Source organism: Pseudomonas sp. 22490 (assembly GCF_052044465.1).
In the GTDB taxonomy this organism is placed as follows: Bacteria; Pseudomonadota; Gammaproteobacteria; order Pseudomonadales; family Pseudomonadaceae; genus Pseudomonas; species Pseudomonas aeruginosa.
The window spans coordinates 163054-189167 of sequence record NZ_JBQENS010000011.1 but is presented as its reverse complement, the minus strand read 5'-3'; the positions used below and the strand labels follow the sequence as shown (position 1 = coordinate 189167).

The 26114-nt window shown below is 67.2% G+C and carries 26 protein-coding genes; 13 read left to right on the top strand and 13 right to left on the bottom strand.

Annotation, left to right across the window (positions count from 1 at the left end):
* The gene (locus ACTJJX_RS14920; RefSeq protein ID WP_003113134.1) at nt 1–612 is read left to right on the top strand and encodes a TIGR04282 family arsenosugar biosynthesis glycosyltransferase; all 612 of its coding nucleotides are present in this window, start codon (nt 1–3) and stop codon (nt 610–612) included.
* Nucleotides 613–615: 3 nt separating this feature from the next.
* Here the strand turns inward: ACTJJX_RS14920 and flgZ are convergent, their stop codons facing one another.
* The 4 genes from flgZ to flgA all read right to left on the bottom strand — a co-directional run bounded on the left by flgZ (nt 616) and on the right by flgA (nt 3127).
* Nucleotides 616–1407 carry a flagellar brake protein FlgZ gene (gene flgZ, locus ACTJJX_RS14915; RefSeq protein WP_003119635.1) on the bottom strand — a complete coding sequence of 264 codons (792 nt, stop codon included), beginning with the start codon at nt 1405–1407 and terminating at the stop codon, nt 616–618.
* A 28-nt stretch (nt 1408–1435) separates the two neighbouring features.
* Nucleotides 1436–1906, bottom strand: a complete 471-nt coding sequence (locus ACTJJX_RS14910) for a flagella synthesis protein FlgN (RefSeq protein ID WP_003091733.1) — start codon at nt 1904–1906, stop codon at nt 1436–1438.
* Between the two features lie 54 nt (nt 1907–1960).
* On the bottom strand, nt 1961–2284 hold the full coding sequence (gene flgM, locus ACTJJX_RS14905) for a flagellar biosynthesis anti-sigma factor FlgM (protein ID WP_003098742.1): 324 nt from the start codon (nt 2282–2284) through the stop codon (nt 1961–1963).
* Nucleotides 2285–2428: 144 nt separating this feature from the next.
* A complete protein-coding gene (gene flgA, locus ACTJJX_RS14900) occupies nt 2429–3127 on the bottom strand; it encodes a flagellar basal body P-ring formation chaperone FlgA (RefSeq protein WP_003098745.1) in 699 nt (232 codons plus the stop codon).
* Nucleotides 3128–3258: 131 nt separating this feature from the next.
* Here flgA and ACTJJX_RS14895 point away from each other — a divergent pair, with 131 nt between their 5' ends.
* The 10 genes from ACTJJX_RS14895 to ACTJJX_RS14850 all read left to right on the top strand — a co-directional run bounded on the left by ACTJJX_RS14895 (nt 3259) and on the right by ACTJJX_RS14850 (nt 15371).
* On the top strand, nt 3259–4191 hold the full coding sequence (locus ACTJJX_RS14895) for a chemotaxis protein CheV (RefSeq protein WP_003098747.1): 933 nt from the start codon (nt 3259–3261) through the stop codon (nt 4189–4191).
* Between the two features lie 76 nt (nt 4192–4267).
* Entirely contained in the window at nt 4268–5092 is an 825-nt protein-coding gene (gene cheR / locus ACTJJX_RS14890; protein WP_003091728.1) for a protein-glutamate O-methyltransferase CheR, read from the top strand.
* A gap of 314 nt (nt 5093–5406) precedes the next feature.
* Complete coding sequence (hsbA, locus tag ACTJJX_RS14885) at nt 5407–5712, top strand: anti-anti sigma factor HsbA (RefSeq protein ID WP_003091727.1); 306 nt, start codon at nt 5407–5409, stop codon at nt 5710–5712.
* Nucleotide 5713: 1 nt separating this feature from the next.
* Nucleotides 5714–7429 (top strand): two-component system response regulator HsbR, encoded by a 1716-nt coding sequence (gene hsbR, locus ACTJJX_RS14880; RefSeq protein WP_003098751.1) that lies wholly within the window; start codon nt 5714–5716, stop codon nt 7427–7429.
* 65 nt (nt 7430–7494) lie between these two features.
* Entirely contained in the window at nt 7495–7845 is a 351-nt protein-coding gene (gene htpB / locus ACTJJX_RS14875) for a two-component system sensor histidine kinase HtpB (RefSeq protein WP_003091725.1), read from the top strand.
* Nucleotides 7846–7928: 83 nt separating this feature from the next.
* Nucleotides 7929–10067 carry a DNA helicase RecQ gene (recQ, locus tag ACTJJX_RS14870; RefSeq protein WP_003091724.1) on the top strand — a complete coding sequence of 713 codons (2139 nt, stop codon included), beginning with the start codon at nt 7929–7931 and terminating at the stop codon, nt 10065–10067.
* An 88-nt stretch (nt 10068–10155) separates the two neighbouring features.
* The gene (locus ACTJJX_RS14865) at nt 10156–11325 is read left to right on the top strand and encodes a GGDEF domain-containing protein (RefSeq protein WP_003119637.1); all 1170 of its coding nucleotides are present in this window, start codon (nt 10156–10158) and stop codon (nt 11323–11325) included.
* Nucleotides 11326–11474: 149 nt separating this feature from the next.
* Nucleotides 11475–12491 (top strand): DUF2804 domain-containing protein, encoded by a 1017-nt coding sequence (locus ACTJJX_RS14860; protein ID WP_016852605.1) that lies wholly within the window; start codon nt 11475–11477, stop codon nt 12489–12491.
* A 117-nt stretch (nt 12492–12608) separates the two neighbouring features.
* Nucleotides 12609–13043, top strand: coding sequence for a MarR family transcriptional regulator (locus ACTJJX_RS14855; protein WP_003091721.1), 435 nt, complete (start codon nt 12609–12611; stop codon nt 13041–13043).
* A 276-nt stretch (nt 13044–13319) separates the two neighbouring features.
* Nucleotides 13320–15371 (top strand): FimV/HubP family polar landmark protein, encoded by a 2052-nt coding sequence (locus ACTJJX_RS14850; protein ID WP_016852606.1) that lies wholly within the window; start codon nt 13320–13322, stop codon nt 15369–15371.
* 7 nt (nt 15372–15378) lie between these two features.
* On the opposite strand, the gene plpD is transcribed toward ACTJJX_RS14850, so the two are convergent.
* Nucleotides 15379–17565 (bottom strand): patatin-like phospholipase PlpD, encoded by a 2187-nt coding sequence (plpD, locus tag ACTJJX_RS14845; RefSeq protein ID WP_003113139.1) that lies wholly within the window; start codon nt 17563–17565, stop codon nt 15379–15381.
* A 68-nt stretch (nt 17566–17633) separates the two neighbouring features.
* On the opposite strand from plpD, the gene ACTJJX_RS14840 reads away from it, so the two are divergent.
* Both ACTJJX_RS14840 and rfaD read left to right on the top strand, forming a co-directional pair.
* Entirely contained in the window at nt 17634–17924 is a 291-nt protein-coding gene (locus ACTJJX_RS14840) for a SelT/SelW/SelH family protein (protein WP_003091717.1), read from the top strand.
* A 95-nt stretch (nt 17925–18019) separates the two neighbouring features.
* The gene (gene rfaD, locus ACTJJX_RS14835; RefSeq protein ID WP_003106207.1) at nt 18020–19012 is read left to right on the top strand and encodes an ADP-glyceromanno-heptose 6-epimerase; all 993 of its coding nucleotides are present in this window, start codon (nt 18020–18022) and stop codon (nt 19010–19012) included.
* Between the two features lie 10 nt (nt 19013–19022).
* On the opposite strand, the gene ACTJJX_RS14830 is transcribed toward rfaD, so the two are convergent.
* The 8 genes from ACTJJX_RS14830 to ACTJJX_RS14795 form a co-directional block, all read right to left on the bottom strand.
* Complete coding sequence (locus ACTJJX_RS14830; protein WP_003106206.1) at nt 19023–20189, bottom strand: MFS transporter; 1167 nt, start codon at nt 20187–20189, stop codon at nt 19023–19025.
* Nucleotides 20190–20280: 91 nt separating this feature from the next.
* On the bottom strand, nt 20281–21033 hold the full coding sequence (locus ACTJJX_RS14825; protein WP_016852607.1) for an SAM-dependent methyltransferase: 753 nt from the start codon (nt 21031–21033) through the stop codon (nt 20281–20283).
* 117 nt (nt 21034–21150) lie between these two features.
* The gene (locus ACTJJX_RS14820; RefSeq protein ID WP_003106204.1) at nt 21151–21390 is read right to left on the bottom strand and encodes an acyl carrier protein; all 240 of its coding nucleotides are present in this window, start codon (nt 21388–21390) and stop codon (nt 21151–21153) included.
* A 13-nt stretch (nt 21391–21403) separates the two neighbouring features.
* Nucleotides 21404–22396: a beta-ketoacyl-ACP synthase III gene (locus ACTJJX_RS14815; protein ID WP_003091712.1), complete on the bottom strand. Its 993-nt coding sequence runs from the start codon at nt 22394–22396 to the stop codon at nt 21404–21406.
* Between the two features lie 3 nt (nt 22397–22399).
* Nucleotides 22400–22825 carry a nuclear transport factor 2 family protein gene (locus ACTJJX_RS14810; protein WP_003091711.1) on the bottom strand — a complete coding sequence of 142 codons (426 nt, stop codon included), beginning with the start codon at nt 22823–22825 and terminating at the stop codon, nt 22400–22402.
* Nucleotides 22822–24078: a cytochrome P450 family protein gene (locus ACTJJX_RS14805; protein WP_003091710.1), complete on the bottom strand. Its 1257-nt coding sequence runs from the start codon at nt 24076–24078 to the stop codon at nt 22822–22824. The genes ACTJJX_RS14810 and ACTJJX_RS14805 overlap by 4 nt, the downstream gene beginning before the upstream one ends.
* A complete protein-coding gene (locus ACTJJX_RS14800) occupies nt 24071–24985 on the bottom strand; it encodes an SDR family NAD(P)-dependent oxidoreductase (protein ID WP_016852608.1) in 915 nt (304 codons plus the stop codon). Before ACTJJX_RS14800 ends, ACTJJX_RS14805 begins: the two co-directional genes overlap by 8 nt.
* A gap of 1 nt (nt 24986) precedes the next feature.
* Nucleotides 24987–26114, bottom strand: a 1128-nt coding sequence (locus tag ACTJJX_RS14795; protein WP_258153668.1) for a phthiocerol/phthiodiolone dimycocerosyl transferase family protein, incomplete at its 5' end; no start/stop codon positions are given.

The window sequence follows — 26114 nt, the reverse complement described above, 5'->3', positions numbered from 1 at the left end:
ATGAGTCCGACGCTTTCCCTTCACCTGATGGTGCGCAACCTGCCGCCCGGGCAGCGGCGGCCGAAGATCGCCCAGGCCATCGGCGAGGAGAGCGCGGGACGCTTGCAGCGGGTATTGCTGGAACGCGCCCTGCGCCTGCCCGATCGCGGTTTCAGCGCCCGCATCCTCTGGTTCGACGACGATCTGGACAGCGATCTGCAGGCGCTGGCGGTGGCATTGGGCTGGAGCCTGATGAGCCAGCCGGCCGGCGACCCCGGCGAGCGCATGCGGCGTATCGCGGCGCTGGGGTTGGCGGAAAGCGAGGCGGTACTGCTGATTCGCCACGACTGCCCGGTGCTGGACGGCGACTACCTGGAAGCGGCCTGCACCGCCCTGGGCCGCCACCAGGCGGTGCTGGGGCCGGTGGAGCGGGGCGGCTACGCGCTGCTCGGCCTGACCCGGGTCGACCCGCTGTTGTTCGAGTCGATGCCCTGGGGCGGAGACCGCCTGCTGGCGCTCACCTGCGAGCGTCTCCGGCAACTGGGCTGGGAGCATCACCTGTTGCCGGCGCTCTGGGACGTCGACCGTCCCGAGGACCTGCCGCGCCTGGCGGCGCTGGGGCTGGTCCTGTGAAACTCAGAACAGTTCGTCTTTCTCGAAGCGCCGCGCTTCGCGCTGTAACTGGTAGACGAAGCGATCCACCTGACGCTGGGCGAGGCCGCTCATCTCGCTGAAGCGGACGCCGGCGAAGGTCGCGTCGAGCTTTTCGTCGAAGCGCACGTGACGCAGTTCGATCGCGCTACTGATCGCGCCCTGTGGCAGCTGGGCGCTGAAGTCTTCGTAGATCTCGCCGGGATGCAGGCGTTCGGCGACATTGCCGGCGAAGCGCAGCTTGGCGCCGGTGGCGGAGATATCCAGCAGTTGTCCGCTCAGCGGCGCGCGGAGTTTTTCCCCGGCGATTTCCGCGGCGATCGGCTGGCTCTGCTTGATGCTGGCGCGGTAGGCGTTGCGGCGCTGGTGGTAGAGCACTTCGGCGGGAAGGGCGGCCCAGTAGCAGGGGACGCCGTCGTGTTCGCCGAACTGCACCGGGCGCTCGCATTCCCAGGCGATACGCACGCCTTCGTGGAAGGCTTCGACGCGAAACGCCTCGCCGTTCTGCAGGAAACGTTCGCCGGTGTTGGGGATGAGTTCGTCCAGCGCGACCATCCCGCGGTCGCGGTCGATGTCCACCAGGAAGCTCTGGAAGCGCTGGTTGCGATCGGCAAAGGTGATCAGCAGGGAGTCGCGGCTATCCTGCAGCAGGCGCAGGTTGGCCTGGATTTCCACGGGGGCCTTGAGCACCTTCGGGGGTTGCGGCCCCGCTTCTTCGACGAACGGGTTGGGCACCTTCAATGCTCTCCTGGGGCACGAATGCCTCAATGATAGCACTGTGCCTTGATACGTGTGCTGGTCGGGTTCAGGCCTGGCTGAGCGGACGTTGCCGGCTGCTCGAGGCGGTGCCGCCGCGGCTGTCGTACAGGCTCGGGGCGTCCTGGCCGCGGAGGATGTTCAGCAGGCTGCCGGTGGAAGCCTGGTTGGCGCGGATGATCCGCCCGTTGCGCAGGTTGGCCTGCTGGCAACGCTCCAGCAGTTCGCCCAGTTCGTCGCCGCGCGCCAGCAGCTCGGCGCCATCCGCGCGCTCGCGGGCGTAGCGGGCAAGGCCTTCGCGGTCGAGGGAAACGCCGGCTTCGCGGAGGATTTCCGCGCGGGCCCGGCCATTTCGCTCCAGTTGCTGCATCAGTGGCTGCTTGGCCCCGAGAAGCTGTTGCAGGACCGGCAGCTCGCGCCGTTCCAGGGCCTGGAATTCTTCGTCGACCAACTGCAGGAGTTGGCTGGCGTGGCCGATATCCTCGGCGAACAGATCGAGCAGGGTAGGGGAGTCAGGCATCTCGGGCTCGGGAGTTCATTCGGCGTCCAATGTCCTCCAGCGCGTCCTTCGAGGTCAGCGCTGGGATTCGAAGTCGAGCAGCTTGCTGGCAACACGCTCGCTGTCGACCTGATAAGTGCCATCGGCGATCGCTTGCTTGATCCGGGCAACCTTATCGTTGTCGACCACCGGCAGGGTCTGCAGCTGGTCCGTGACTTTCTGCATGTTCTGGGCGGTTTCGCTGATCTGCACCGACTCGCCGCTCTTCGGAGCGGAAGTCGCGGCCTGGCCTGCCTTGTCGGCGCCAGTGGCGTCGGGACGCCCCGCGGCGGTGCTGCCGGTACGGCCGGTGGTGGCTGGCGTGCTGCCGGGATTCAGCCGGTTGAAGTCGATGACCATGGTTGTAAACCTCGAAGGTATTGGACGCTTGCCTAGCTTTTCGGCGAAGGCTTGAAAAACTTTAGGACTTATTTTCGTGCGTCGTTTCCCAGTTTAGAGAAACCCGCCGGGGTAGCGCCAGCGCTACCGGCCACGGCTTTCCCTCTACATATTCACCTCGACCGTGCCGGGTTCTATCACGCGGGCCTTGATTATCCGCTGCGAGCGCAGGTTGCGCACGCGGATCTGCTGGCCCGGGGCGCCATCGGACAGCGCCTCGCCGGGCATCTTGACGTTGATGGTGGCGGTGCGTGCGAGGATCACCACCTGGTCGCCCTTGCGCACGGCCTCGGCCTGCTCTAGGAAGACCGGCGCCAGCACCTGGTCGTTGACCACCGGTCGGCGCAGCTTCTGCCCGACGACGCGGGCCGGATCGGTCAGGTAGCCCTGGGTCAGCAGGCCGACGTCGCGCTCGACCAGGGCGATGTCGGCATCCTCCAGCACGTGCGCGCGCTTGAGTGGCTGCACCGCGACCACTACCTGGCGGAACAGTTTCACCTGCGCCGGCATGAAGATGGTCCAGGGCGCACTGCCTTCGCAACTGATGCGCACGGTGACCCTGCCGATCGGTTGTGCCGGACTTTCCTGGCTGAGCGTCAAGTCCCTGTCGCATTCGGCCAGGCGCAAGCGCGGGTCGACGCGATTGACCTGAATCTGGTAGCGCCCGTCGAGTCCGCTATTCTGCAGATATTCTTCTACCTTGAATTCAAGAAACCCCTGGGTGGAGCCGATAAGTACCTCGGGAGCGGTAAAACCCTGGGCCTGGCTGTTGTTAGCCGCGCACAGGTAGCCGAGCCCGAGCAAAACGGGTAAAAACCGTAGAGAAGTATGGCTACATGCCATTATTCGTCGAAAAACTGTCGTTGCCTGTTTCATGCAACGGGTTAAGCAATGGTCGTGCCGGAGTCCGGCACGACCGTCTGAGGGGAGCGCCAATGGCCGGTGTTTTGGATTCAGTCAACCAGCGTACGCAGTTGGTCGGACAGAACCGTCTGGAGCTGCTTCTGTTCCGCCTGGACGGCAACCAGCTCTACGGCATCAACGTGTTCAAGGTGAAAGAGGTGTTGCAGTGCCCGCGCCTGACGGTGATGCCCAAGTCCAGCCCGGTGGTGCGCGGGGTGGCGAACATCCGCGGAGGCACCATTCCGATCCTCGACCTGGCGCTGGCCACCGGCCGCCGCGGGTTGCAGGACCTGACCAACAGCTTCGCGATCATCACCGAGTACAACACCAAGGTGCAGGGCTTCCTGGTGCGCTCGGTGGAGCGCATCGTCAACATGAACTGGGAAGAGATCCATCCGCCACCCAAGGGCGCCGGCCGCGAGCATTACCTGACCGCGGTGACCCGGGTGGACAAGCAGTTGGTGGAAATCATCGACGTGGAAAAAGTGCTCGCGGAGGTCGCACCGACGTCCGAGGAAGTGTCCCACGGAGTGGTGGACGCCGAGACCCAGAGCCGCGCGGTGACCAAGCGGGTGCTGGTGGTGGACGATTCGTCGGTGGCGCGCAAGCAGGTAATCCGTTGCCTGGAGGCGGTCGGCGTGGAAATGACCGCGCTCAACGACGGGCGCCAGGCCCTGGAGTACCTGCAGAACATGCTCTCCGAGGGACGGCGTCCGGAAGACGAGCTGCTGATGCTGATCTCCGACATCGAAATGCCGGAAATGGACGGTTATACCCTGACGGCGGAAATCCGTAGCGATCCCCGCCTGCAGAAACTGCACATTCTCTTGCATACTTCGTTGTCCGGGGTCTTCAACCAGGCGATGGTGAAGAAGGTCGGTGCGGACGACTTCCTCGCCAAGTTCCGTCCGGACGATCTGGCGGCGCGGGTGGTGGAGCGGATCAAGGCGGTGGACGCGGGCTGAGCGATCGGCCCTCGACAACAATGTGAATACGGGCGACCGGCTGCGTTCCGGTCGCCCAGGGCGAAGAGGCTTATGCGTGTCGGCAGCTAATGCGGATTTCGAGTTGTTCAGGGTCTTCCTCGAGAAGACCTGCGGCATTGTGCTGGGCAGCAACAAGCAGTACCTGGTCTCGAGCCGGCTGAACAAGCTGATGGAGCAGCAGGGCATCAAGAGCCTGGGAGAGCTGGTGCAGCGCATCCAGACCCAGCGCGGCGGCCTGCGCGAGATGGTGGTGGACGCGATGACCACCAACGAGACCCTGTGGTTTCGCGATACCTACCCGTTCGAGGTGCTCAAGCAGCGGGTTCTTCCCGAACTGATCAAGGCCAACGGCGGGCAGCGCCTGCGGATCTGGTCGGCGGCCTGTTCGTCAGGCCAGGAGCCGTACTCGCTGTCGATGGCCATCGACGAGTTCGAGAAGACCAACCTGGGGCAGTTGAAGGCGGGCGTGCAGATCGTCGCCACCGACCTGTCGGGGTCGATGCTCACCGCCGCCAAGGCCGGCGAATACGACACCCTGGCGATGGGCCGCGGTCTGTCCCCGGAGCGTCTGCAACGCTATTTCGACGCCAAGGGACCGGGGCGCTGGGCGGTCAAGCCGGCGATCCGCAGCCGCGTCGAGTTCCGTGCCCTGAACCTGCTGGACAGCTACGCCAGCCTCGGCAAGTTCGACATGGTGTTCTGCCGCAACGTGTTGATCTATTTCTCCGCCGAGGTGAAGCGCGACATCCTGCTGCGCATCCATGGCACGCTCAAGCCTGGCGGCTACCTGTTCCTCGGCGCCTCCGAGGCGTTGAACAACCTGCCCGACCACTACCAGATGGTGCAGTGCAGCCCGGGCATCATCTACCGGGCCAAGTAGCGCAAGGAAGCGGACCCGCGCCAGGTTGCGCCGGGGGTGACCTGGCAGCCTGGCGCGGGTCCGCTTGGGACGGGCAGGTGGGACGAGACTTTCGCCCACTGCCCAGGCTCCGAGCGCCACGCGCGGCGGCGCCGTCGCAGCCCGCTCGGCACAGGACGGCTGGCTCGGAGCGGGGCAGTTTAGGACTGCGCGATCTAGTTGTATTGACAGATATTTCTGATAGTCAGGTGATCTGGCAAGTTGCCGCTTTGCCGGGGAACTGCTTACATGATTCAAGCCTTCCCTCGATCCGCCACGCCTACCAGGAGACTTCCATGGCCATCACTGCGCTGCCCTCGGCCGATGGGCAAGAGTTGACCATCCAGATCCAGGGGCGCTTCGACTTCGGGGCCCATCAGGATTTCCGCGACGCCTACGAGCGCGTCGCGATCACTCCGCGACGCTATGTCGTCGACCTGCGCAACGCCACCTACCTGGACAGCTCGGCCCTCGGCATGCTCCTGCTGCTGCGCGACCACGCCGGCGGCGAGAACGCGCAGATCAGCCTGGCGAACTGCAGCCCGGAAGTGCGCAAGATCCTCGCCATCTCCAACTTCGAGCAGTTGTTCAAGATCAGCTGAGATGAATCCCCCGGCGGCGCGGATCGAGAGCCTGACGATTCTCATCGCCGAGGACAACGCGGCCGACCGCCTGCTGCTGTCGACCATCGTCAGCCGCCAGGGGCACCGCGTGCTGACCGCCGGCAACGGCCTGGAGGCGGTGGCGCTGTTCGAGACCGAGCGGCCGCAACTGGTCCTGATGGACGTGATGATGCCGGTGATGGATGGCTTCGAGGCTGCCCGGCGGATCAAGCAGCAGGCTGGCGAAGAGCTGGTGCCGATCATCTTCCTCACCTCCCTCAGCGAAACCGAGGCGCTGGTGCAGAGCCTGGAGGCGGGCGGCGACGACTTCCTCTCCAAGCCGTACAACCGGGTGATCCTCGAAGCCAAGATCAACGCCATGGGACGCCTGCACCTGCTGCAACGAACGGTGCTGGAGCAGCGCGACCTGATCGTCCGGCACAACGAGCACCTGCTCAACGAACAGCGGGTGGCCAAGGCGGTGTTCGACAAGGTGGCCCATTCCGGCTGCCTGAACGCCAGCAACGTGCGCTACCTGCAATCGCCCCTCGCGCTGTTCAACGGCGACCTGCTGCTGGCCGCCTACAAGCCGTCCGGCGGCATGCACGTGCTGCTCGGCGACTTCACCGGCCACGGCCTGCCGGCGGCGATCGGCGCGATGCCGCTGGCCGAGGTGTTCTACGGGATGACCGCCAAGGGCTATCCGATGGCCGACATCCTCCGCGAGATGAACGCCAAGCTGAAGCGCATCCTGCCGGTCGGCGTGTTCTGCTGCGCCACCTTGCTCAACCTGAGCTTCCAGCGCGAACTGGTGGAGGTCTGGAACGGCGGCTTGCCGGACGGCTACCTGCTGCGCGCCGCCAGCGGCGAGCGGGTCGCCCTGGTGTCCCGCCACCTGCCGCTGGGAATCCTCGAACCGGCGGCGTTCAGCGACCGTTGCGAAACCTATCCGCTGGATATCGAAGATCGGATATTCCTGTTTTCCGACGGGGTCCTCGAGGCCAGCAACAAGGCTGGCGAGATGTTCGGCGAGGCGCGGCTGCTCCAGCTGTTCGAGCGCAATCGCCAGCCGTCCGCGCTGTTCGACGAGATCCAGCGCAGCCTGGCGCAGTTCCGCGGCGCGGTGCAGGACGACGTGAGCATGCTCGAAGTGCGGCTGCAGCCGGATAGCGGCCTGCAATGCCCGCCGCTGGCGTTTTCCGATAGCGGCGTGAGCAGTCCGCTGGACTGGTCGGTGAGCTTCGAATTCCGCGCCGAAACCCTCAAGCATTTCAACCCGCTGCCCCATGTGCTGCAACTGCTGCTCGAGGTCCACGACCTGCGCGCGCGCGGCGGCGCGCTGTATACGGTACTCGCCGAACTCTATTCGAACGCCCTGGAACATGGCGTCATCGGCCTCGATTCGACGATGAAGAGCGACGCGGCGGGATTCGCCCGCTATTACCAGGAGCGGGTCAGCCGCCTGCAGGCCTTGCGCGACGGCTACGTGCGGCTGCACCTGGACCTGGCGCCGCATGGCGCGGGGGGGCGTCTGCTGGTGCGGGTCGAGGACAGCGGCGAAGGTTTCGACGTGGAGCGCGCGCTGAATGCCGTGGAGCGCCAGGAACGCCTCTGCGGCAGGGGTTTGCGCCTGATCCGCGAATTGTCCGATCGTTGCCAGTGGTCGGCCGACGGAAAGGTGGTGTCCGTGGAGTTTTTCTGGTCGCCTCAGGCATAATCGCGCTTTCGTCGCGGTGCTCCTAATGGGTAGGGCATCGGAAGTCGACTTCAGGGAGCGATCGAATGTCCGCGCCGCATCTCGATGATCGTGTTCTGGCTTCGCTGCAGGAGGTCATGGAGGACGAATATCCGGTCCTGCTGGATACCTTCGTGCTCGACTCCGAGGAGCGCCTGCGCAGCCTGCATGCCGCCCTTCAGGCCGGCGATGCCCAGGCTTTGCGGCATACCGCACACAGCTTCAAGGGAGGCAGCAGCAACATGGGCGCGGTACTCCTCGCCGGCTACTGCAAGGAGCTGGAGGAAAGCGCCAGACGCGGCGACCTGCAACGGGCGCCGGCGCTGATCGAACAGATGGAGCGCGAATTCGCCATCGTCCGCATCCTTTTCAAACAGGAACGTCAGCGCTATCGCTGAGGTTTTCGTCCTTTCCGGCGACAAGGTACCGGCCCGATCGAGCCTCCCTGGCGTATAATGCGCCGCTCGATTTGGAGTCCTTCATGCGCGAGCAAGCCCTACGCATCCTCAAAGACGTTTTCGGTTACGACGCCTTCCGTGGCAACCAGGCACGGATCATCGAGCGGGTAGCCGAGGGTGGCGATGCGCTGGTACTGATGCCCACCGGCGGTGGCAAGTCCCTGTGTTTCCAGGTCCCGGCGCTGCTGCGCGAAGGCCTGACGGTGGTGGTGTCGCCGCTGATCGCGCTGATGGAGGACCAGGTCGCCACCCTGGACGAACTCGGCGTGCCGGCGGTGGCGCTGAACTCCACCCTCAACCCCGAGCAGCAGCGGGACATCGCCGAGCGCCTGCAGCGTGGCGAGATCAAGCTGCTCTACCTGGCACCGGAGCGGTTGGTCCAGCCGCGCATGCTGGCCTTCCTGCAACGACTGCCGGTCGGCCTGTTCGCCATCGACGAAGCGCACTGCGTGTCGCAATGGGGCCATGACTTCCGTCCCGAATACCTGCAGCTCGGCCAGCTTGCCGAGCTGTTCCCGCAGGTGCCGCGGATCGCCCTGACCGCCACCGCGGACATGCGTACCCGCGAGGAGATGATCCAGCGCCTGCACCTGCAGAACGCCGAGCAGTTCCTCTCCAGCTTCGACCGGCCGAACATCTTCTACCGCATCGTGCCCAAGGAGCAGCCGCGCAAGCAGTTGCTCGGCTTCCTCTCCGAGCGGCGCGGCGATGCCGGCATCGTCTACTGCCTGTCGCGGAAGAAGGTCGAGGAGGTCGCGGAATTCCTCGGCAACCAGGGCTTCCCCGCGCTGCCGTATCACGCCGGACTGTCCAACGAACTGCGTGCCCACCACCAGAAGCGCTTCCTCAACGAGGAAGGCTTGATCATGGTGGCGACCATTGCCTTCGGCATGGGCATCGACAAGCCCAACGTGCGTTTCGTCGCCCACCTCGACCTGCCCAAGAGCCTCGAGGCCTATTACCAGGAAACCGGCCGCGCCGGCCGCGATGGCCTGCCGGCCGACGCCTGGATGGCCTACGGTCTGCAGGACGTCCTGCTGCTGCGGCAGATGATGCAGAGTTCCGAGGGCGACGAGCGGCACAAGCGCGTCGAGCGGCACAAGCTGGAAGCCATGCTGGCGCTCTGTGAGGAAACCCGTTGCCGGCGCCAGGCGCTGCTGGCCTATTTCGACGAGGAGATGCCGCAGCCCTGCGGGCATTGCGACAACTGCGTGGACGGCGTGGAAACCTGGGATGCCACCGAATCCGCGCGCCAGGCGCTGTCGGCGATCTACCGCAGCGGCCAGCGCTACGGCGTCGGCCATCTGGTGGATATCCTGCTCGGCCGCGAGACCGAGAAGATCCGCAGTCTCGGCCACCAGCACCTGGCGGTGTTCGGGATCGGCAAGGGGCGTGGCGAAGACGAGTGGCGGACCCTGTTCCGCCAGTTGGTCGCGCGCGGCCTGGCCGACGTCGACCTGGACGGCTTCGGCGGCCTGCGCCTGACCGAGGCCTGTCGTCCGCTGCTGCGGGGCGAGGTGCGGCTGGAGCTGCGCCGCGACCTCAAACCACAGCGCGCCAAGGGCTCCTCCAGCGGCGGCGCCAGCGCCGCCAGCCAATTGGTGCGCAGCGAAGAGCGGGAAATGTGGGAGGCCCTGCGCGCGCTGCGGCGCAAGCTGGCCGAAGAGCATTCGGTGCCGCCCTATGTGATCTTCCCCGACGCGACCCTGCTGGAAATGCTCCGCAGCCAGCCGCGCTCGCTATCCGACATGGCCCAGGTCAGCGGGGTCGGCGCGCGCAAGCTGGAGCGCTACGGCCAGGCCTTCCTCGATGTCCTCACCGACTCGCCGGCGGCGCCCGCCGCGCCGCCGCAGGACCTGCGCCACGAATTGGCCAGCCTGGCCTGTGCGGGGATGACCCCGGCGCAGATAGCCCGCCAGCTCAATTGCAGCGAGAAGAACGTCTACGCGATGCTCGCCGAGGCCATCGCCGGTCAGCAGGTGAGCCTGGAGCAGGCGCTGGATCTGCCCGAGGAACTCCTCGGCGAAATCCAGGACGCCTTCCTCGAGGAAGACGGCGAACTGCCGCCGGTGGCGGCGCTGGAGGAGCGTTTCGGCAAGCGGGTGCCGAGTGGCGTGCTGCACTGCGTGCGCGCCGCCCTGCAGGTGGAACTGGAGTCGTGATATGGCCATTTGCCGGTATTTTCTGACGCCAATCTTGTGACGTCCTTCGCAAGCGTCTACTGTGACGCCAAGCCCTCCAAGAGAAGAGGTGTGCGTGACACAGAAGGACCGGTTGGACGACTCCCGTTCCAACCTCTATGCCGACCAATTGAACCGCGGTTTCCGCGGTCTGCGTTTCCTTCCCGAACTGGAGCGTGACTACCGGCGCTACATGCTGGAGGACAGCTTCGCGCTGAAACGCATCGCCCTCAGCGTCGGCATGCTCGTCTGGCTGGCGTTCATCGGCATCGACCTGCTGATCCTCGCTGGTCCCCCGCTGTGGGGCGTACTGGCGGTGCGCCTTGGCGTGCTGGTCCTGCTACTGGTCTGCGGCTGCCTGATCATGCTGCGCCGGCACATCCAGCTGATGGTGCCGCTGAGCATCGCCTGCGTCCTCGCCCTTGGCGTCGGTGCGGCGGCGGTGGTCGGCCTGGCGCACCGGGCGGATCCCGGCTATCCCTACGAAGGCCTGCTGCTGGTCAGTTTCGCCGCCTATTTCCTCGCCGGCCTGCGGTTGTCGCAGGCATTGAGCTGTGCGTTGGTCGTGCTGCTCGCCTACCTGGGTTTCGAGTGGTGGGCGGGTACCCAGGAGCCGCTGGGCAACAACCTGCTGTTCCTGCTGTTCGGTAACCTGATCGGCGCGGTCGGCTGCTACCTGCTGGAGTTCAAGTCGCGCGAGCATTTCCTCATCAGCCGCCTGTTGCGGGTGATGGCCGACCACGACAGCCTGACCGGCCTGCACAACCGGCGCAGCTTCAACCAGCACCTCGACCGCCTCTGGCGCCAGGCCCAGCGCGAACAGAAGACCCTGGCGCTGCTGCTTTGCGACGTCGACCATTTCAAGGCCTATAACGACCGCTACGGACACCAGGCTGGCGATGCGGTCCTGCAGCGCATCGGCGCGGTGTTCGAGGCGAATGCCAGGCGTCCGCTGGACATGGCGGTGCGCCTGGGCGGCGAAGAGTTCGCCCTGTTGCTGTACGGCGCCAACGAGCACGAGGCGAGGCTGCGCGCCGAAGCGCTGCGCGCACAGGTCCAGGCGCTGCGCATGGAGCACGAGGCGTCGGACACGGCGCGCGAAGTGACCCTGTCGGTCGGCGTGTCCTGCCTGTGGCCGACCCCGGGCAACGACCTGAAGCGTCTCTACGATCTCTACGAGCATGCCGATCGCGCGCTTTACGAAGCCAAGGCGTTCGGCCGCAACCAGGTGGTGGCCTGAGTCCATGGCCGATTTTGTCCCTGTGGCTGGCGCCGCCGGTGACTGCGGGACGAGGCGGCGAATGCTAGGTTCGACAGGAAAAATGCCAGGCACGGCCGCTCTTCGCAGAGCTGCCGGCCCCACCGCGAGACGACTTCCGGACGGACCCCATGCAGCGCTTGATCCAGGCCAACGGCCAACCGCACTACGGCATCTTCCCGAGTGCCCCGCAGCACATCAATTACCGCGATTTCGACTTCCGTTCGCCGATGGGCCGGCGCGTGGGGGCCCTGGGCAAATGGCGACGCTTCCATCAGTTCCAGTACTTTGGCCTGATCAGCCCGGAGCTGATCGGCGGCTGCGCCCTGGCTCAGCTGAGCTTGCTTGGCGTCGGCTTCGTCTACCTCTACCAGCCTTCCAGCGGACGCATGCTGGAGCGGCGCTTCAAGCTGCCGCTGGGGTTCGGAACCCGGTTTTCCCAGACCCCGGACGACGGCGTCTGCGAACTGCGCCAGGGGCGCAACCTGCTACGCCTGGAGAACCGTATGGTTCACCGGGAGAAACGCCTGCTGGTGGAACTCGACGATGGCACCCGCATCGACGCCTGCTTCAGCGAGGAGGCGCCGAGCTTCCAGCCGATGTGCCTATGTACGCCGACCGCGGTGAACGGCTGGGTCTACGCGCAGAAGGTGGCCGGCGTGCGCTGTCGCGGCGACGTGCGCAGCGCCCTCGGCGACCACGACCTGCAGGCGCTGGACGCCTTCGCCCATCACGACTGGTCGGCGGGCTACATGCGCCCGGAAACCTTCTGGAACTGGGCTTGCCTGTCCGGCGAGGCGGACGGCTTGCGGGTCGGCCTGAACCTGTCGTGCGGAGTCAACGAGACCAGCTTCACCGAGAACTGCTACTGGCTGGACGGCGAACTGCTGAAGGTCGACAGCGTGCGCTTCGACTTCGACCGCGACCAGCCGCTGCGGCCCTGGACCATCCGTTCATACGATGGCCAGGTGGAGCTGCGCTTCGAGGCTCACGGCATGCATCAGGAGCGGCTGAACCTCGGTCTGCTGGCGAGCAACTTCAAGCAGATATTCGGTTGTTTCAGCGGTGTGCTGCGTCCGCGAGGTCGTGCCGAGGTGAGGATCGAGCGGCTCTGGGGCTTCGTCGAGGACCAGTACGCGAAGTGGTAGACAGGGCCTGGCCTGGGCATATCGTGCGACAATTTGTCATTGTACGGGGGGAAATTGGACGGGCATTATTAGCCGACTAATAATTAGTCAAATGAAATATCGGACCTCCTTTTTCCTATGGCTCAGACAGACAAGCACTATTTCGGCACCTTGCTAGCCCAGACTTCCCGTGCTTGGCGCGCTGAACTCGACCGCCGCCTCAGTCACCTCGGCCTGTCCCAGGCGCGCTGGTTGGTGTTGTTGCATCTGGCGCGCCATCGCGATTCGCCCACCCAGCGCGAGTTGGCCCAATCGGTCGGGGTCGAAGGCCCGACCCTGGCGCGGCTGCTCGACGGCCTCGAGTCCCAGGGCCTGGTACGGCGCCTGGCGGTGGCGGAGGACCGGCGGGCCAAGCACATCGTGCTGACGCCCAAGGCCGATGTGCTGATCGCCGATATCGAGGCCATCGCCGCCAGCGTTCGCAACGACGTACTGACCGGCATCGACGAGTCCGAGCAGGCGCTGTGCCAGCAGGTGCTCTTGCGAATCCTGGCGAACCTGGAAAAGCGCTGAGCACTGCGTCACGAAATTCCGCTAGAATCGCCATTTTTATGGCATCACCTCCTGGGCTTTCGTCCGAAAGCCCTCTACAGAGGTTTTCGTCGGTTTTCTGACGAAAAATCTTGACCGTTTCCACGGCATTCCTCTATTCAGTGATGGCAAAAAGCCATGTCTTGCGCCATGTGGTGCGTTCAGCCCTGTACGGGGCGAAATTCGGGCTAACGTGAAATAGATGTAGCAGTCGACCGCTGGCCGGCTGTGTGCTCGAAGTGCGGAGAAAAGAACGGAATGCCCGGTAAAGCCTTGCGTGTCATGTTGTGTGCCTGGTCGTGCCTGTTGGCCGGGCAGGCGAGCGCCCTGGGAGTGGGAGACATCACCCTGCATTCGGCGCTCAACCAGCCGCTGGATGCGGATATCGAACTGCTCGACGTCGGCGATCTCGGCGCGGACGAGATCGAGGTCCGCCTGGCGGGCGCCGACGTCTTCGCCGCGGCCGGGGTGGAACGCTTGCAGTTCCTCAACGAGCTGCGTTTCAGTCCGGTGCTCCAGGGGCGCGGTGGCAATCGCATCCATGTGTCCTCGAGCCGACCGGTGCAGGAGCCCTACCTGAATTTCCTGGTGGAGGTGGCCCGCCCCAACGGCCGCATCGTGCGCGAATTCACCGTACTGCTCGATCCGCTCGGTTATACGCCGCGCATGCTTCCGGCCGCGCGCAGCGGGATCGAGCCGCAGCGGCAATCCTCGACGCCGGCGCCCGCGCCGCGTAGTGCCGCGGCCGTCGTAGACCCGGCACTGCTGGAGCCGGGCGACGAATACCTGGCTCGCCCCAACGACAACCTCTGGGCCATCAGCGGACGCCTGCGTGGTGCCGGCAACGCCGATCGCGCGCAACTCATGGAGGCCCTGTACCAGCTCAATCCGCAGGCCTTCGTCAATGCCGACCGGCACCGGCTCAAGGCCGGCGCGCGCCTGCGCCTGCCGGCCGGCTACCAGCCGGAGCGAGGCGCGCCCGGCGCCGTGAAGGAGGCGGCCGTGGAAGTCCTGCCGCCAGCCGATGCCGCCGTGGTGGAAAACGCTCCGGCGGCTCTCGTCGAGGCGCAGCGCCAGGCGGATGCCGAGGCCGAGGCGCTGGCCCGGCAACGGGAGGAACTGAGCCAGCGGATGGACGATCTGCAACGCCAGTTGCAGGCCTTGCAGGAACAACTGCAGCAGCGCGATCGCCAGGTCGCCGAACTGCAACAGCAACTGGCCCGGCGCCAGGCGGTGCGGCCCGCGGCGCCGCCGCCCGCCGCGGCCGCGCCTTCGGTTGCGCAACCGGTTGAAACGCTGACGGACTCGCAGCACTGGCGCTGGATGATCGTCCTGCTGCTGGTCCTCGCCCTGCTCGGCGTATTGCTGTTGCGTCGCCGCCGCGAAGAGGCTCCTGTCCCGGCGGTCGAACCGAAGCGCCGGGTCGCCCTGAACCTGCCGCTGCGGCGTGCGCCGCGCCCCCCGGCGGCCGCACCGGCGCCGGCAAAGGTCGAGGAACAGGCCAGGCCGCCGGTCGCCGCTCCCTCCAGCCCGCCGCCGTCTCCTCCGCCTGCTCCGGCCGCCGCTCCGCGCGCCGCCATGGCTGCGGCGGACAAGCTGGACGGCGCCGACATCTATATCGCCTACGGTCGCTACGGACAGGCCCGCGACCTGCTGCGTCAGGTACTCGCCGAGCAGCCGCAGCGCCTGAGCGCGCGGATGAAGCTGTTGCTGGTGCTGGCTGAGCTGGGCGATGCGGCCGGCTTCGACGCGCTGGCCGAGGAAACCCTGGCCAGTGGCGGCAACCCGGAGGCCATCGACGAGTTGCGCGGACGCTACCCGGCGCTGCTACAGATGCCGGCGACCGAGACGCCGGCGGCAACAACCAAGGACGACGACTGGAGCGACCTGCCGCTGGCCGAGCCGCCCGTTTTGCAGCAACCGGATGCGACCTCGGGCGCCGACGGCTTCGGCGACCTCAACCTCGATCTCGATCTCGACTGGGGCGCCCTGGAGAATCCCCTGGACAACCCCGACCTGCCGCGCCGCGCCGCTGCCGGCAAGGCGGAACCGGCGGAGGAGGAGCCCCTGGCGTTCGAGAGCAATCTCCATGAACTGCCGGATGTCGCCGAGTACGAACACCTCGAACTCGACCAGCCGGAGCCGGCCACGGTGCCGCCGGAGGAGGCCTCGGCCAGCCTGGACCGGGCCCGTGCCTGCATCGACAGCGGCGATCTCGACCAGGCCAGCCGCATCCTGCGCCTGGTGGTGGCGCACGGCGACCCGTGGCAGAAGGCCGAGGCGCGCGAGTTGCTGGCGCTGATCGCCTGAACTCCGCTCAGAAGTTCTGCCCGAGGTTCAGGTAGAACGCCTTGAAGTTCTCGTCGTTGATCCCGTAGCTGAAGGTCAGCGGCCCCAGCGGCGTATCGAAGCCGATCATCAGGCTGGCGGCGTTGATGTAGCCGCTGTCGTATTCGTTGTCGTTGTTCCAGATGCGTCCGCGCTCGATGCTGCCGCCCAGGTACAGCGGGAAGTCCAGCGGCAGGAAGGAACGTTCGGTGAGGCGCCGGTAATAGACGATCCGTCCCAGGCTGTAGTTCTGCCCGGACAGCGCGTCGCGGCGGAAGCCCGACAGCTCGCGGGCGCCGCCGAGGGTGAAGCTGGAGGTGACCACCTCGGCGTCGTCCAGGGTGCGCCCGTAGCCGCCGCCGAACACCCAGGTGTCGGCGCCGAAGCTGAGCGCCTTGTTCAGCCGCAGGTCCCACTGCCGGTAGCTGTCGTCCGAGCCGAGGGACTTGTCGTAGCGGCGCATGGTCAGGCCGATCTCCTCGCCCTCGTGGGGGAAATTGACGTCGTCGACGGTATCGAACGAGTACTTCAGTTCGTAGTAGCCCTCGGTGAAGTCGATGTCCGGCAGGCTCGGGTCGCCGATGCGCACGTCGGCCTTGCCGTAGGCCTGCACCGCGCCCAGGCGGATTTCGCCGTTGTTGGCGATCTGCCGGCCGACGTTGAGGCCGTAGCCGTAGCGCTCCAGGCGATAGCGCAGCAGCGGGTCGTTGTCCTCGGTGACGTCGACGTTCTGTGCCTCGTGGAACAGGAAGGGCGCGACGAAGTAGCGCGAGCCGACGTCGAGCGGCTGGTAGAACTCGCTGTAGAGTTCCTGGCGGTCGCCGAGCTGGACCCGGGTCAGCCACTCGGCGCCGAGCCGGTTGAGGCCGTTCATGCGGTAGCTGCCGCCGAGGTTGAAGGTGCTTTCGCCGCGCATGTCGTCGGACAGGTTGAGGCCCAGGCGAAGGAAGTCGGTGCCGCCTTTCTTGCCGGTGGCGTGGATCACCAGGGTGTTGAGCTTCTTCTCCTTGACCACCCGGTACTGCACCTGGTCGAAGTAGTCGAGGCCGTAGAGGGTGCTCATGTCGTCCTGCAGGCGGCCGAGGTCGAGGCGCGTGCCGAGCGGCTGGCGGATGTAGTGGCGGATCACCTCGTCGCTGACCTTCGAGTTGTTCTCCACGCGGATCGCGTCGATCACCGGCTTGCGCTGGTTCGGCGTGCGCGCCACGTCGAGCGCTTCGCTGTTGAGGTCCTTCGGCTTGCGCAACTCGGCGAGGCGCGCGGCGAGCACCGTGGTGGCGCGGTAGCCGGCGTCGATCAGTTGTGGCACGCGGCCGAAGTCGGTGGTGCCGTAGCCGGACAGCGGCGGCTGGATCAGCACGTCGCCGGGCTTGAGCGTGGCCAGCTGGGCTTCGGAGTTCTTCCGGGTCATCAGGGTGATCGACTGGTTCATCACGTCGAGCACGGTGCTCAGGTCCTTGCGGTCGCGCAGCGGGTTGCCGATGTCGACCACGATCACCACGTCCACGCCCATGTCGCGCGCCACGTCCACCGGGATGTTGTCGACCATGCCACCATCCACCAGCAGCCTGCCGTCGATCTCCACCGGGGCGAACACGGCGGGGATCGACATGCTGGCGCGGATCGCCTGGGGCAGGTGGCCCTTGCGGAACACCACTTTCTCGCCGGTTGCGATATCGGTGGAGACGGCGCGGAAGGGGATCGCCAGCTTGTCGAAGTCGCGGTTGTCGCTGGTGTGCACCAGCAGGCTTTCCAGCACCATCGCCAGGTTCTGGCCCTGGATCACCCCCAGCGGCAGGCCGAGGGTGCCGTCGTCGCGGAAGCTGATCTTCTGCTTGACCAGGAAGTCGCGGTCGTCCTGCTTGCGCCGGAACGGCACGTCCTTGCGCGGCGGCGCGTCGGACAGCGCCTGCTGCCAGTCCATCTCCAGGGCGATGCGCTCCAGTTCGGCGGGGGTGTAGCCGGAGGCGTACAGGCCGCCGACCACCGCGCCCATGCTGGTGCCGGCGATGGCGTCGATCTGGATGCCCTGTTCGTCGAGGGCCTTGAGCACGCCGATATGGGCCAGGCCGCGGGCGGCACCGCCGGAGAGGACCAGACCGATCTTCGGCCGGGCCTCCGCGGCGAGGGCGGACAGGGGAAGCAGGAGCAGCAGTACGAGCAGCAGGCGGCGCATGAGAACGATCCGGAGCCGGGTGAAAAGGCGGCTATTATAGGCGCGACCGTTTCCCCTGAGCCGCCGACATGCCCACCGCCAAGCCCGAAATCGTCATCACCTATTGCACCCAGTGCCAGTGGCTGCTGCGTGCCGCCTGGCTGGCCCAGGAACTGCTCAGCACCTTCGCCGACGATCTCGGAAAAGTCTGCCTGGAGCCCGGAACCGGTGGCGTCTTCCGTATCACCTGCGACGGCGTGCAGGTCTGGGAACGCAAGGCCGACGGCGGCTTCCCCGAGGCCAAGGCGCTCAAGCAGCGGGTTCGCGACCGCATCGACCCGCAACGCGACCTCGGTCACAACGATCGTCCTTCCCGCTGAACCGCTGCCGTCCGCCCATGGCTTGTTGCAGGTCAACGGGCGGCACGGCGCATAGGCATAGCCTGGGGGCATTCATCCTGTCGAAGGGAGTGCCCATGAGCATCATCGTCACCGGCGCCGCCGGCTTCATCGGCAGCAATCTGCTGCAGGCGCTGAACCGGCGTGGCGAGACCGACATCATCGCGGTGGACGATCTCACCGACGGCGAGCAGTTTCGCAACCTGGCGGACGCCGATATCGCCGACTACCTGGACCAGAACGACTTCCTCGAGCGATACGCCCGCGGCGACTTCGGCACGGTCCGCGCGCTGTTCCACCAGGGCGCCTGCGCCAGCACCCTGGAAAGCAATGGCCGCTACATGATGGAGAACAACTACCGCTACAGTTGCCGCCTGCTGGAAAGCAGCCTGGAACTCGGCGTGCCGTTCCTCTACGCCTCGTCGGCGGCGGTCTACGGCGCCGGCCGGACCTTCCGCGAGGCGCGCCAGTACGAGCGGCCGCTGAACGTCTACGGCTATTCCAAGTTCCTCTTCGACCAGCGTGTGCGGCGGGCGCTGCCGCAGGCGCGCAGCCAGGTGGTCGGCCTGCGTTACTTCAACGTCTACGGGCCGCGCGAGGAACACAAGGGGCGGATGGCCTCGGTGGCCTACCACTGCTACCAGCAATTGCGCCGCGACGGGCGGGTCGAACTGTTCGGCGAACACGGCGGCTTCCCGCCCGGCGGCCACCTGCGCGACTTCGTCGCGGTGGAGGACGTGGCGCGGGTAAACCTGCATTTCTTCGACCATCCGCAGCGTTCGGGAATCTTCAACCTCGGCAGCGGCCAGGCACGGACCTTCAACGAGGTCGCCCTGGCGGTGATCAATAGCGTCCGCGCCAACGCCGACCAGCCGCCCCTGTCGCTGCAACAGGCCGTGGAAAGCGGCCTGCTCGGCTACCGCGAGTTCCCCGAGTCGCTGCGGGCGCGCTACCAGAGCCATACCTGCGCCGACCTGGAGCTGCTGCGCGAGGCGGGCTACCGCGACGATTTCCAGAGCCTGGAAGAGGGCGTCGCCGGCTACTGCCGCTGGCTGGCGCGCAGCGCCTGAGGGATCCTGCTCAGCGGCCCAGTGCCCCGCCTACCGGGGCGCGGGCGAAGCGCAGCTCCGGCAGCAGGGTCAGCAGCGCCAGTACTCCGAGGGCCGCGCCGACCCAGAGCGCGCCCTGCAGGCCGAATCCGCCGGCGATGCCCAGGCCGCCGATCCAGGAACCGGCCATCACGCCGAGCATGATGCAGGCGGTGTGCACCGAGTTGACCAGCATGTTGTTATGGCCGACACGTGCGCCGCGGGTCACCAGCGCCGGGTTCATCGACACCCCGGTCAGGCCGATCACCACCAGCGCCGCCACCGCCACCGCCGGAACCTGTCCGAACAGGGCGAAGGCCACCATCGCGGCGATGGCCGCCAGCAGGCCGAAGGCCAGGACCGCGATGGTATGGCGGTCGGCCAGGCGGCCGACGATGTTGTTGCCCACCAGCGTCGCCAGGCCGTAGACCACCAGCAGCAGCGGTACGGTCGAGGCGGAGAAGCCGCTGACCTCGGTGAGGATCGGCACGAAATAGGTGAAGCCGGCGAAGGTGGCGCCGATCAGCAGCAGGCTGGTGGCGTAGACCCACCATAGATGGGCGTTCCTGAACACCTTCAGTTCCTCGCGCAGCGAGCCGCTGCCCGCCGACCCCGGGATCGCCGGCATCAGCTGCAACACCAGCAGGCCGACCAGCACCGCCACCAGCGCCACCGCGAAGAAGCTCGCGCGCCAGCCGTACCATTCGCCCAGCCAGGTGGCGACGGGCAGGCCGAGCACGGTTCCGACCATCAGGCCACCGAGCACCAGCGACGACGCGCGGCCGAACTGGTTGCCTTCGACCAGTTCGGCGCAGGCGGTCAGCGCCACGCCGAAGAAGGCCGCGGCGGCGACCGCGGTGACCAGTCGCGCCGCGACCATCACCGCATAGCCCGGCGCCAGGGCGCCGATGACCTGGCCGACCACGAACAGCGCGATCAGGCCGAGCAGGGCGTTCTTGCGCGGCACCCGGAGCAGGGCGGTGGTCAACAGCGGGCCGCCGACGGCCATCGCACCGGCGTAGAAGGTGACCAGGTAGCCGATCGCGGCGAAGGACACGCCGAATTCGGCGGCCAGCGCCGGCATCAGCCCGGCGACCATGTATTCGCTGGTGGTCAGGGCGAAGATCGCGGCACCGAGCACGTAGACAATCAAAGGCATGTTTCCAGCTCCCGAGCGGTTCAGACGACGATGAAGCGAGCCACGGCGACCTGCCCGTGCCGTGGCCGCGCGATGAATGCACGACGGCGACTCATGCCGCCGACGAACCGAAGCCCTGGTCGGCGCCTTCGGGCAGCACCGTCACGCAGTGGGCGAACAGGTTCGAAGCGCTGCGCACCACGGTCAGCCCGCACTCGGCGAGCAGGGCGTGGAGGCAGGCGCGTGAATACGAGCGCGAGTAGAAGCCGTCGCTGCCGGTGAACACGGTGCCGTCGTCCCGCGTGTGCAACTCCAGGCCCTGCACCCCGCAACGGCGGTAGTAGCTCTGGCGGACGCGGGTGGCCTCGGCGCTATCGCCGAACACCGAGACCACCGCCGCCACGCTGCGCTCGGCGAGGGAGTCGAGCAGCCGTTTCGGCTCGCGGAAGTTGCCCAGCAGGTTGAACGGCAGCAGGTACAGCGCGCGCGAGCCGACCGAGGCACCGTGCCTGGTGTGGTTGAGGATGTCGTCGACCACCGTGTCCGCGCGATCGCTCATGCCCTCGCGCTCGATCCGCGTGCGCAGCGTCTCGATCGCCCGCTGGTCGAGGTCGACGCCGAGATAGCGGGCATTGAGCAGGCGCGCGATTTCCAGCGCCCGGCCGTCGTAGCAGCCTAGCTCGACCAGTGCGTCGCAGCGCAGGTAGGCCATCGCCTCGAAGGTCATCAGGCTTTCCATTTGCAACAACGGCAGCACGTCGTCCGGAAAGTTGGCCAGGGTCATTATCGTCCTCGGTCCGAACTCCAGCTCGTAGAAAGCCGACTCCCGATGCGTCCCGATCGTGAGATCCATGTTCTGACTCACCTCTTCCTCCAGCGAATCTCGCTCTGGTGTTGGTTGATCGAAGGCGATGCGCGTTCCCATGTCCCGGCACCGCCTTCGCCTGGCAGAGAAGTGACGGAACGCCGGCGTTCGCTGGCCTCAGGCGGCGCGGTGCTTCTCGACCAGCTGGAACAGTTCGTCCACCGTTTCCAGCAGGTCGAGTTCGTCGTCGACCCCGGTGACGCCGAACTCCTTGCGCAGCTTCAGCGACAGCTCGCTGACCACCAGCGAATCGAAAGCCAGGTCTTCCATCCTGCTGTCCCGGCTGATTTCCTCCTTCGGCACGCCGCTGGCGACGCTGAGCACGGTGAGGAGATGGTCTTCCATGTCGTTGGGCATTGTTCTTCCCTCTTCAGTCCATTGTCGGAACGATCTTCGGCCAGCGCAGGGCGACCGAACCCCAGGTCAGTCCGGCACCGAAACCGGTGAGGACCATGTTGCCGCCGTCGCGCAGGATGCCTTGGCGCAGGCCGTGGGCCAGGGCCAGGGGAATCGAGGCGGCGACGGTATTGCCCACCTCGGCGATGTTGCTCACCACTCGCTCGACGGGAAGGTCGAGCTGGTCGGCGACCGCCGCGAGAATGCGTGTGTTGGCCTGGTGCGGGACCAGGTGATGGAGGTCCGAAGCTTGCCAGCCGACCCGGTCGAGCACCCGCCGCACCGAGTCGCTCATCTGCGTCACCGCCTGGCCGAACACTGCCTTGCCGTCCATCCGGAAGTAGTTGGAGGCCTGTCCGGAACTGCGTTCGGCGCGACTGACGGCGGGGGTCATCAGCAGGTCGAACTGGTGGCCGTCGCTGCCGAGGTCGAAGGCCAGCAGCGCGCCTTCTTCCTCGGCATCGCCGGCACGCAGCACCACCGCTCCGGCGCCGTCGCCGAACAGTGCGCGGGTCGAGCGATCGGCGGGGTCGAGGGTATGGCTGAAAGTGTCCACCCCGACCAGCAGCGCGCTGTCCGCCAGCCCGGCGCTGATCAGCGAGCCGACGCTGGCCAGGCCGTAGACGAAGCCGGTGCAGGCGGCGGACAGGTCGAACGCGAGCGCGCCGACCAACCCCAGGCGCGCCGCGACCCTGGGCGCGGTGGCCGGGCAGCAGAAGTCGCCGGTGCTGGTTGCCAGCACCACCGCATCGACTCGCTCCAGCCCCGCCGAGGCGAGCGCGGCGGAGGCCGCCCGCAGGGCCAGGTCGCCGCTGCCGAGGTCGCCGGCGATATGCCGCTGGCGCACGCCGGTGCGGCTGCTGATCCAGGCGTCGGAAGTGTCCAGCTCGGCGGCGAGCATGTCGTTGCTGAGCACGGCCTCGGGCAGGTAGCTGCCCAGGCCGCAGACCACGGCGGCGCGCGGCATGGCTCAGGCTCCCTGGACGATCTTGGCGGCGGCCTCGACCCCGCCCAGGGCCTCGAGGTGCCGCAGCGGATTCCAGAAGTCGCGGTAGAGCAGGATCTGTCCGTCGCGGGTGCGCAGCACCGAGATGTAGTCCTGCGCCAGCTTGCCGCCGGAAACGGTGGCCACGCCGTCGCCATGGAATTCGCCGATGGCCAGGTCGGGGTCGGCGGTCTCGTAGAACTGCACGTCGGTGAAGCGCACGGTCAGGTGCTCGGGAAACAGGCGCATGTGCGCCCAGATGGTTTCGCGGCCCTCGAAGCGGGTCTTCCAGCCCGGCGGGGCGTAGGGGAATTCGAGTACGCCTTCCGGATGGAACAGGTCGCACCAGCCACGGGCATCGCCGTTTTCCAGGAGGCGCAGGCTGTGGACGAGAATTTCCTTGGCATTCATTGGGCGATCCTCTCGATCGGGTTGGCGTGGGAGGCGGTGTTCGCCGGGGCGCTGCATCCGGTGCGCACCGGCACGCTGATCAGGGCGCGGAGGAAGGTGATCGGCAGCCACTGCAGCTCCGCGTGGGGCACCGCCAACTGGAGGTCGGGGAAGCGCGCGAGCAGGCGCTGGATGGCGATCCGCCCCTCCAGCCGGGCCAGCGAGGCGCCGACGCAGTAGTGCACGCCGAAGCCGTAGCCGAGATGGCCATCGGTGTTGCGGGTGAGGTCGAGGCGGTCGGGATCGTCGAAGCGCTCGGCATCGTGGTTGGCGGTCAGGTTGGAGACCAGGATGTATTCGCCGGCGGGAATGGTGACCCCGTCCAGTTCCACGTCTTCCACGGTGAAGCGCAACATCGAGGCGCGCACCGGACTGTCGTGGCGGACCAGTTCTTCCATGGCGTTGGGCAGGAGTTCCGGCTGCGCCCGCAGCAACGCCAGTTGCTCCGGGTTGACCAGCAGGGTGACCAGCGCGTTGCCGATCATGTTCATGGTGGTCTCGAAGCCGCTCATCATCAGCAGGTGGGCCATGGAGACGAGTTCCGCTTCGCTCAACTGGCCGCTCTCGTCGGCGGCCTGCACCAGCCCGCTGTAGACGTCGTCGGCCGGCTGCCGGCGCTTGGCCTCGAGCAGCACGCGCAGGTAGTCGACCTGCGCATCGGCCAGGGCCTGGGCCTCCTCCGGCGACAGCAGTTCCGCCTGGCGCTCCCAGGACTGGCGGGCGTGTTCGCGCTCGGCCTCGGGAATGCCCAGCAGCTCGAAGATCACCGCGATGGTCAGCGGGATCGCGAAGTCGGCCATCAGGTCGGCCTGTTCGCGGCCGGCCATGGCGTCCAGCAATTCCTCGGTGATCCGTTCTATATGCGGTTGCAGGCGCTCCACCTGGCGCGGGGTGAACGCGCGGCCAACCAGCGAGCGCAGGCGGGTATGGTCCGGCGGGTCGAGGTTGAGCATGTGGTGGCTGAGTCCCTCGCCGATCCCCGCGCGCGGGCTGCCGGTACGCTTCGCGTAGAGTTCGGCGGCCTGCCGGGCGTCGCGGCGGACGCCCGGATGGTTGAGGACCTTGCGCGCGTCGCGGTAGCGCGTCACCACCCACACCGGATGCTCGGCGGCGCGATGCGCGGGACGCGGCGCGCCGTCCACCTGCAGGCCGTCGTAGAGCGCGTGCAGTGGCGAGATCAGTTCCTCGCCCAGTCTCAGTTTGCGATCAGGCACGTTGCTCCTCCTTCGCCGCCGGGGCGGCGGTGACGATGGGGCGGAACATCCCGTCGATCACGCTATCGGGCAGCAGCCGCGCCAGCAGGGTACCGCGGCGCACGTCGGCGCCCACCCGGTAGCGGGTCCGCGGCTTGGCCGCGGTGAGCGCGGCATGCACCGCGGCGGCGACATCGGCGGGCTTGGTCGCGCTGTTGCGCGCGCCGTCCTCGTTGGCCTGGAGGAAGCGCAGGTAGGTATCGCGATAGAGGTCGGCGACGGCGTCGGGGGCGTCGGCCAGGGCGCGCTCGCCCTCGCTGGCGATCTTGCCCCAGATCGGCGTCCAGATCGCCCCGGGGCTGACCACCGAGACCTGGATGCCCATGGGTGCCAGCTCGCGGCGCAGGGCGTCGCTCACTCCCTCCTTGGCGAACTGCGCGGCGGAGTAGGCGCCCAGGTAGGGAATGGCGACCGAGCCGAGGCCCGAGGTGACGTTCACCAGGCGCGCCGCGCCGCCACGGCGCAGCAGCGGCAGGATCGCCCGGGTCACCGCGAGCTGGCCGATCAGGTTGACTTCCAGCTGGCGCCGCAGCAGGTCGCTGGAGACGCATTCCAGCGGCGCGGAAATGCAGATCCCGGCGTTGTTCACCAGGCCCCAGAGCCCGGTATCGCCGACTTTCTCCGCCACCTGCGCGGCGGCCCGGCCAATGGATTCCTCGTCGGTGACATCGATCAGCAGCGTGCTGATCCGGCCGGACGGGCAGGCGTTCGCCAGGCGCTCGCCATCCTCCTGGCGGCGCACCCCGGCGACCACCTGGAAACCCTGTTCGGCCAGGTGCAGCGCGGTTTCCCGGCCGAGGCCGCTGGAGGCGCCGGTGATCAGTACGTGGCGGCCCTGGGGCGAGAGAGGTTTGCTGGTGAATAACATGTCATTGCTCCTCGAGGGCGGATCGTTGGGGGGCGTGGATCGCCGACAGCAGGGTGCCCAGGCAATCTTCGGCCAGGCGTTCGGCGCGTTCGCCGGGGACCGCTTCGTCGATATAGGTGAAGTTCCAGAACAGCCGGCCATGGCTGGAGTTGATGGCGGCCACGAAGTAGCCGTTCACCGAGATGCCGGTGAGGAACTGCGCGTCGGAGAGGCGCAAGGCGCCGATCCGCTCGGGGAACGGATAGCGACCGATGTTGGAGGAGCACAGGTTGATCGGCCCTTCGGCTTCCATGAAGGCCATGAATGGCCGCGCGTCGGCCATGCAGCGCGGCGCAGCGCTGGCGACCAGGGTGACCAGGTTGAAATGATGGCCCTGGCGACGGCGTTCGCCGAGGTCGTCGGTGAGCGCGCGGGCGACCTCCCAGAACGGCCGGGCGATGTCCAGCACCACCGGTACCGTGGCGACGTAGGTGCCTACTTCGTCGGGGCGCACCGGCGGCTCCAGTTCGTCGCGGAAGTCGATCGGCGAGCCGATGGCGATGTGGCTAGGGCGGCGCTGGTGGTCGTGGCCGGCGGCGATGGCCAGCGCCGCGGTCAGCGCGCCGTGTACCGTGGTGCCGTGTTCGCGGGCGCGTCGTTGCAGCTGTTCCAGCTGCGCGCCGTCCAGCTCCCGGTGCAGCAGGCGGGTACGCCGCGCTTCCAGCGGCACCGGGTTGCTCGGCTCGATCCGGCCCGGGCGGTGGCGGCCGACCAGCGCTTCGTCCTGGGCGGTCTGCTCGGCCAGGCGCGCCGCGCCTTCGTCGCCGGTGAAGCGGCGCGGACGCAGATCCTCCGCCGGCGGCAGGGCGCTGGCGGTCCAGGGTTGCGCGGCGGGGTCGGCGGCCAGGGTCAGCCATTGTTCGGCGAGGGTCAGCACTGTAGTGCCGTCGGCGATGATGTGCGGTACCACGACCAGCAGGTCGTGGGCGCCGGCGTCGGTGGCGATCGCCACGGTACGGATCAGTGGCCCGCTGTCCGGATCGATGCGTTCCGGCAATTCGCGCTCGTTGATTTCCCGCAGCCATTGCTCCTCGCCGCCGCCGCGCACCTCGCGCAGCGGGATGGGCCGCTCGCAGGGCACCCAGCGCGG

Bases quoted from the DNA above. Each gene is read 5' to 3' on its own strand.
- ACTJJX_RS14920 (WP_003113134.1), top strand. From the start codon at position 1: ATGAGTCCGACGCTTTCCCTTCACCTGATGGTGCGCAACCTGCCGCCC.
- ACTJJX_RS14910 (WP_003091733.1), bottom strand. From the start codon at position 1,906: ATGCCTGACTCCCCTACCCTGCTCGATCTGTTCGCCGAGGATATCGGC.
- flgM (WP_003098742.1), bottom strand. From the start codon at position 2,284: ATGGTCATCGACTTCAACCGGCTGAATCCCGGCAGCACGCCAGCCACC.
- ACTJJX_RS14895 (WP_003098747.1), top strand. From the start codon at position 3,259: ATGGCCGGTGTTTTGGATTCAGTCAACCAGCGTACGCAGTTGGTCGGA.
- hsbA (WP_003091727.1), top strand. From the start codon at position 5,407: ATGGCCATCACTGCGCTGCCCTCGGCCGATGGGCAAGAGTTGACCATC.
- hsbR (WP_003098751.1), top strand. From the start codon at position 5,714: ATGAATCCCCCGGCGGCGCGGATCGAGAGCCTGACGATTCTCATCGCC.
- htpB (WP_003091725.1), top strand. From the start codon at position 7,495: ATGTCCGCGCCGCATCTCGATGATCGTGTTCTGGCTTCGCTGCAGGAG.
- recQ (WP_003091724.1), top strand. From the start codon at position 7,929: ATGCGCGAGCAAGCCCTACGCATCCTCAAAGACGTTTTCGGTTACGAC.
- ACTJJX_RS14860 (WP_016852605.1), top strand. From the start codon at position 11,475: ATGCAGCGCTTGATCCAGGCCAACGGCCAACCGCACTACGGCATCTTC.
- ACTJJX_RS14855 (WP_003091721.1), top strand. From the start codon at position 12,609: ATGGCTCAGACAGACAAGCACTATTTCGGCACCTTGCTAGCCCAGACT.
- ACTJJX_RS14850 (WP_016852606.1), top strand. From the start codon at position 13,320: ATGCCCGGTAAAGCCTTGCGTGTCATGTTGTGTGCCTGGTCGTGCCTG.
- plpD (WP_003113139.1), bottom strand. From the start codon at position 17,565: ATGCGCCGCCTGCTGCTCGTACTGCTGCTCCTGCTTCCCCTGTCCGCC.
- ACTJJX_RS14840 (WP_003091717.1), top strand. From the start codon at position 17,634: ATGCCCACCGCCAAGCCCGAAATCGTCATCACCTATTGCACCCAGTGC.
- rfaD (WP_003106207.1), top strand. From the start codon at position 18,020: ATGAGCATCATCGTCACCGGCGCCGCCGGCTTCATCGGCAGCAATCTG.
- ACTJJX_RS14830 (WP_003106206.1), bottom strand. From the start codon at position 20,189: ATGCCTTTGATTGTCTACGTGCTCGGTGCCGCGATCTTCGCCCTGACC.
- ACTJJX_RS14820 (WP_003106204.1), bottom strand. From the start codon at position 21,390: ATGCCCAACGACATGGAAGACCATCTCCTCACCGTGCTCAGCGTCGCC.
- ACTJJX_RS14815 (WP_003091712.1), bottom strand. From the start codon at position 22,396: ATGCCGCGCGCCGCCGTGGTCTGCGGCCTGGGCAGCTACCTGCCCGAG.
- ACTJJX_RS14810 (WP_003091711.1), bottom strand. From the start codon at position 22,825: ATGAATGCCAAGGAAATTCTCGTCCACAGCCTGCGCCTCCTGGAAAAC.
- ACTJJX_RS14800 (WP_016852608.1), bottom strand. From the start codon at position 24,985: ATGTTATTCACCAGCAAACCTCTCTCGCCCCAGGGCCGCCACGTACTG.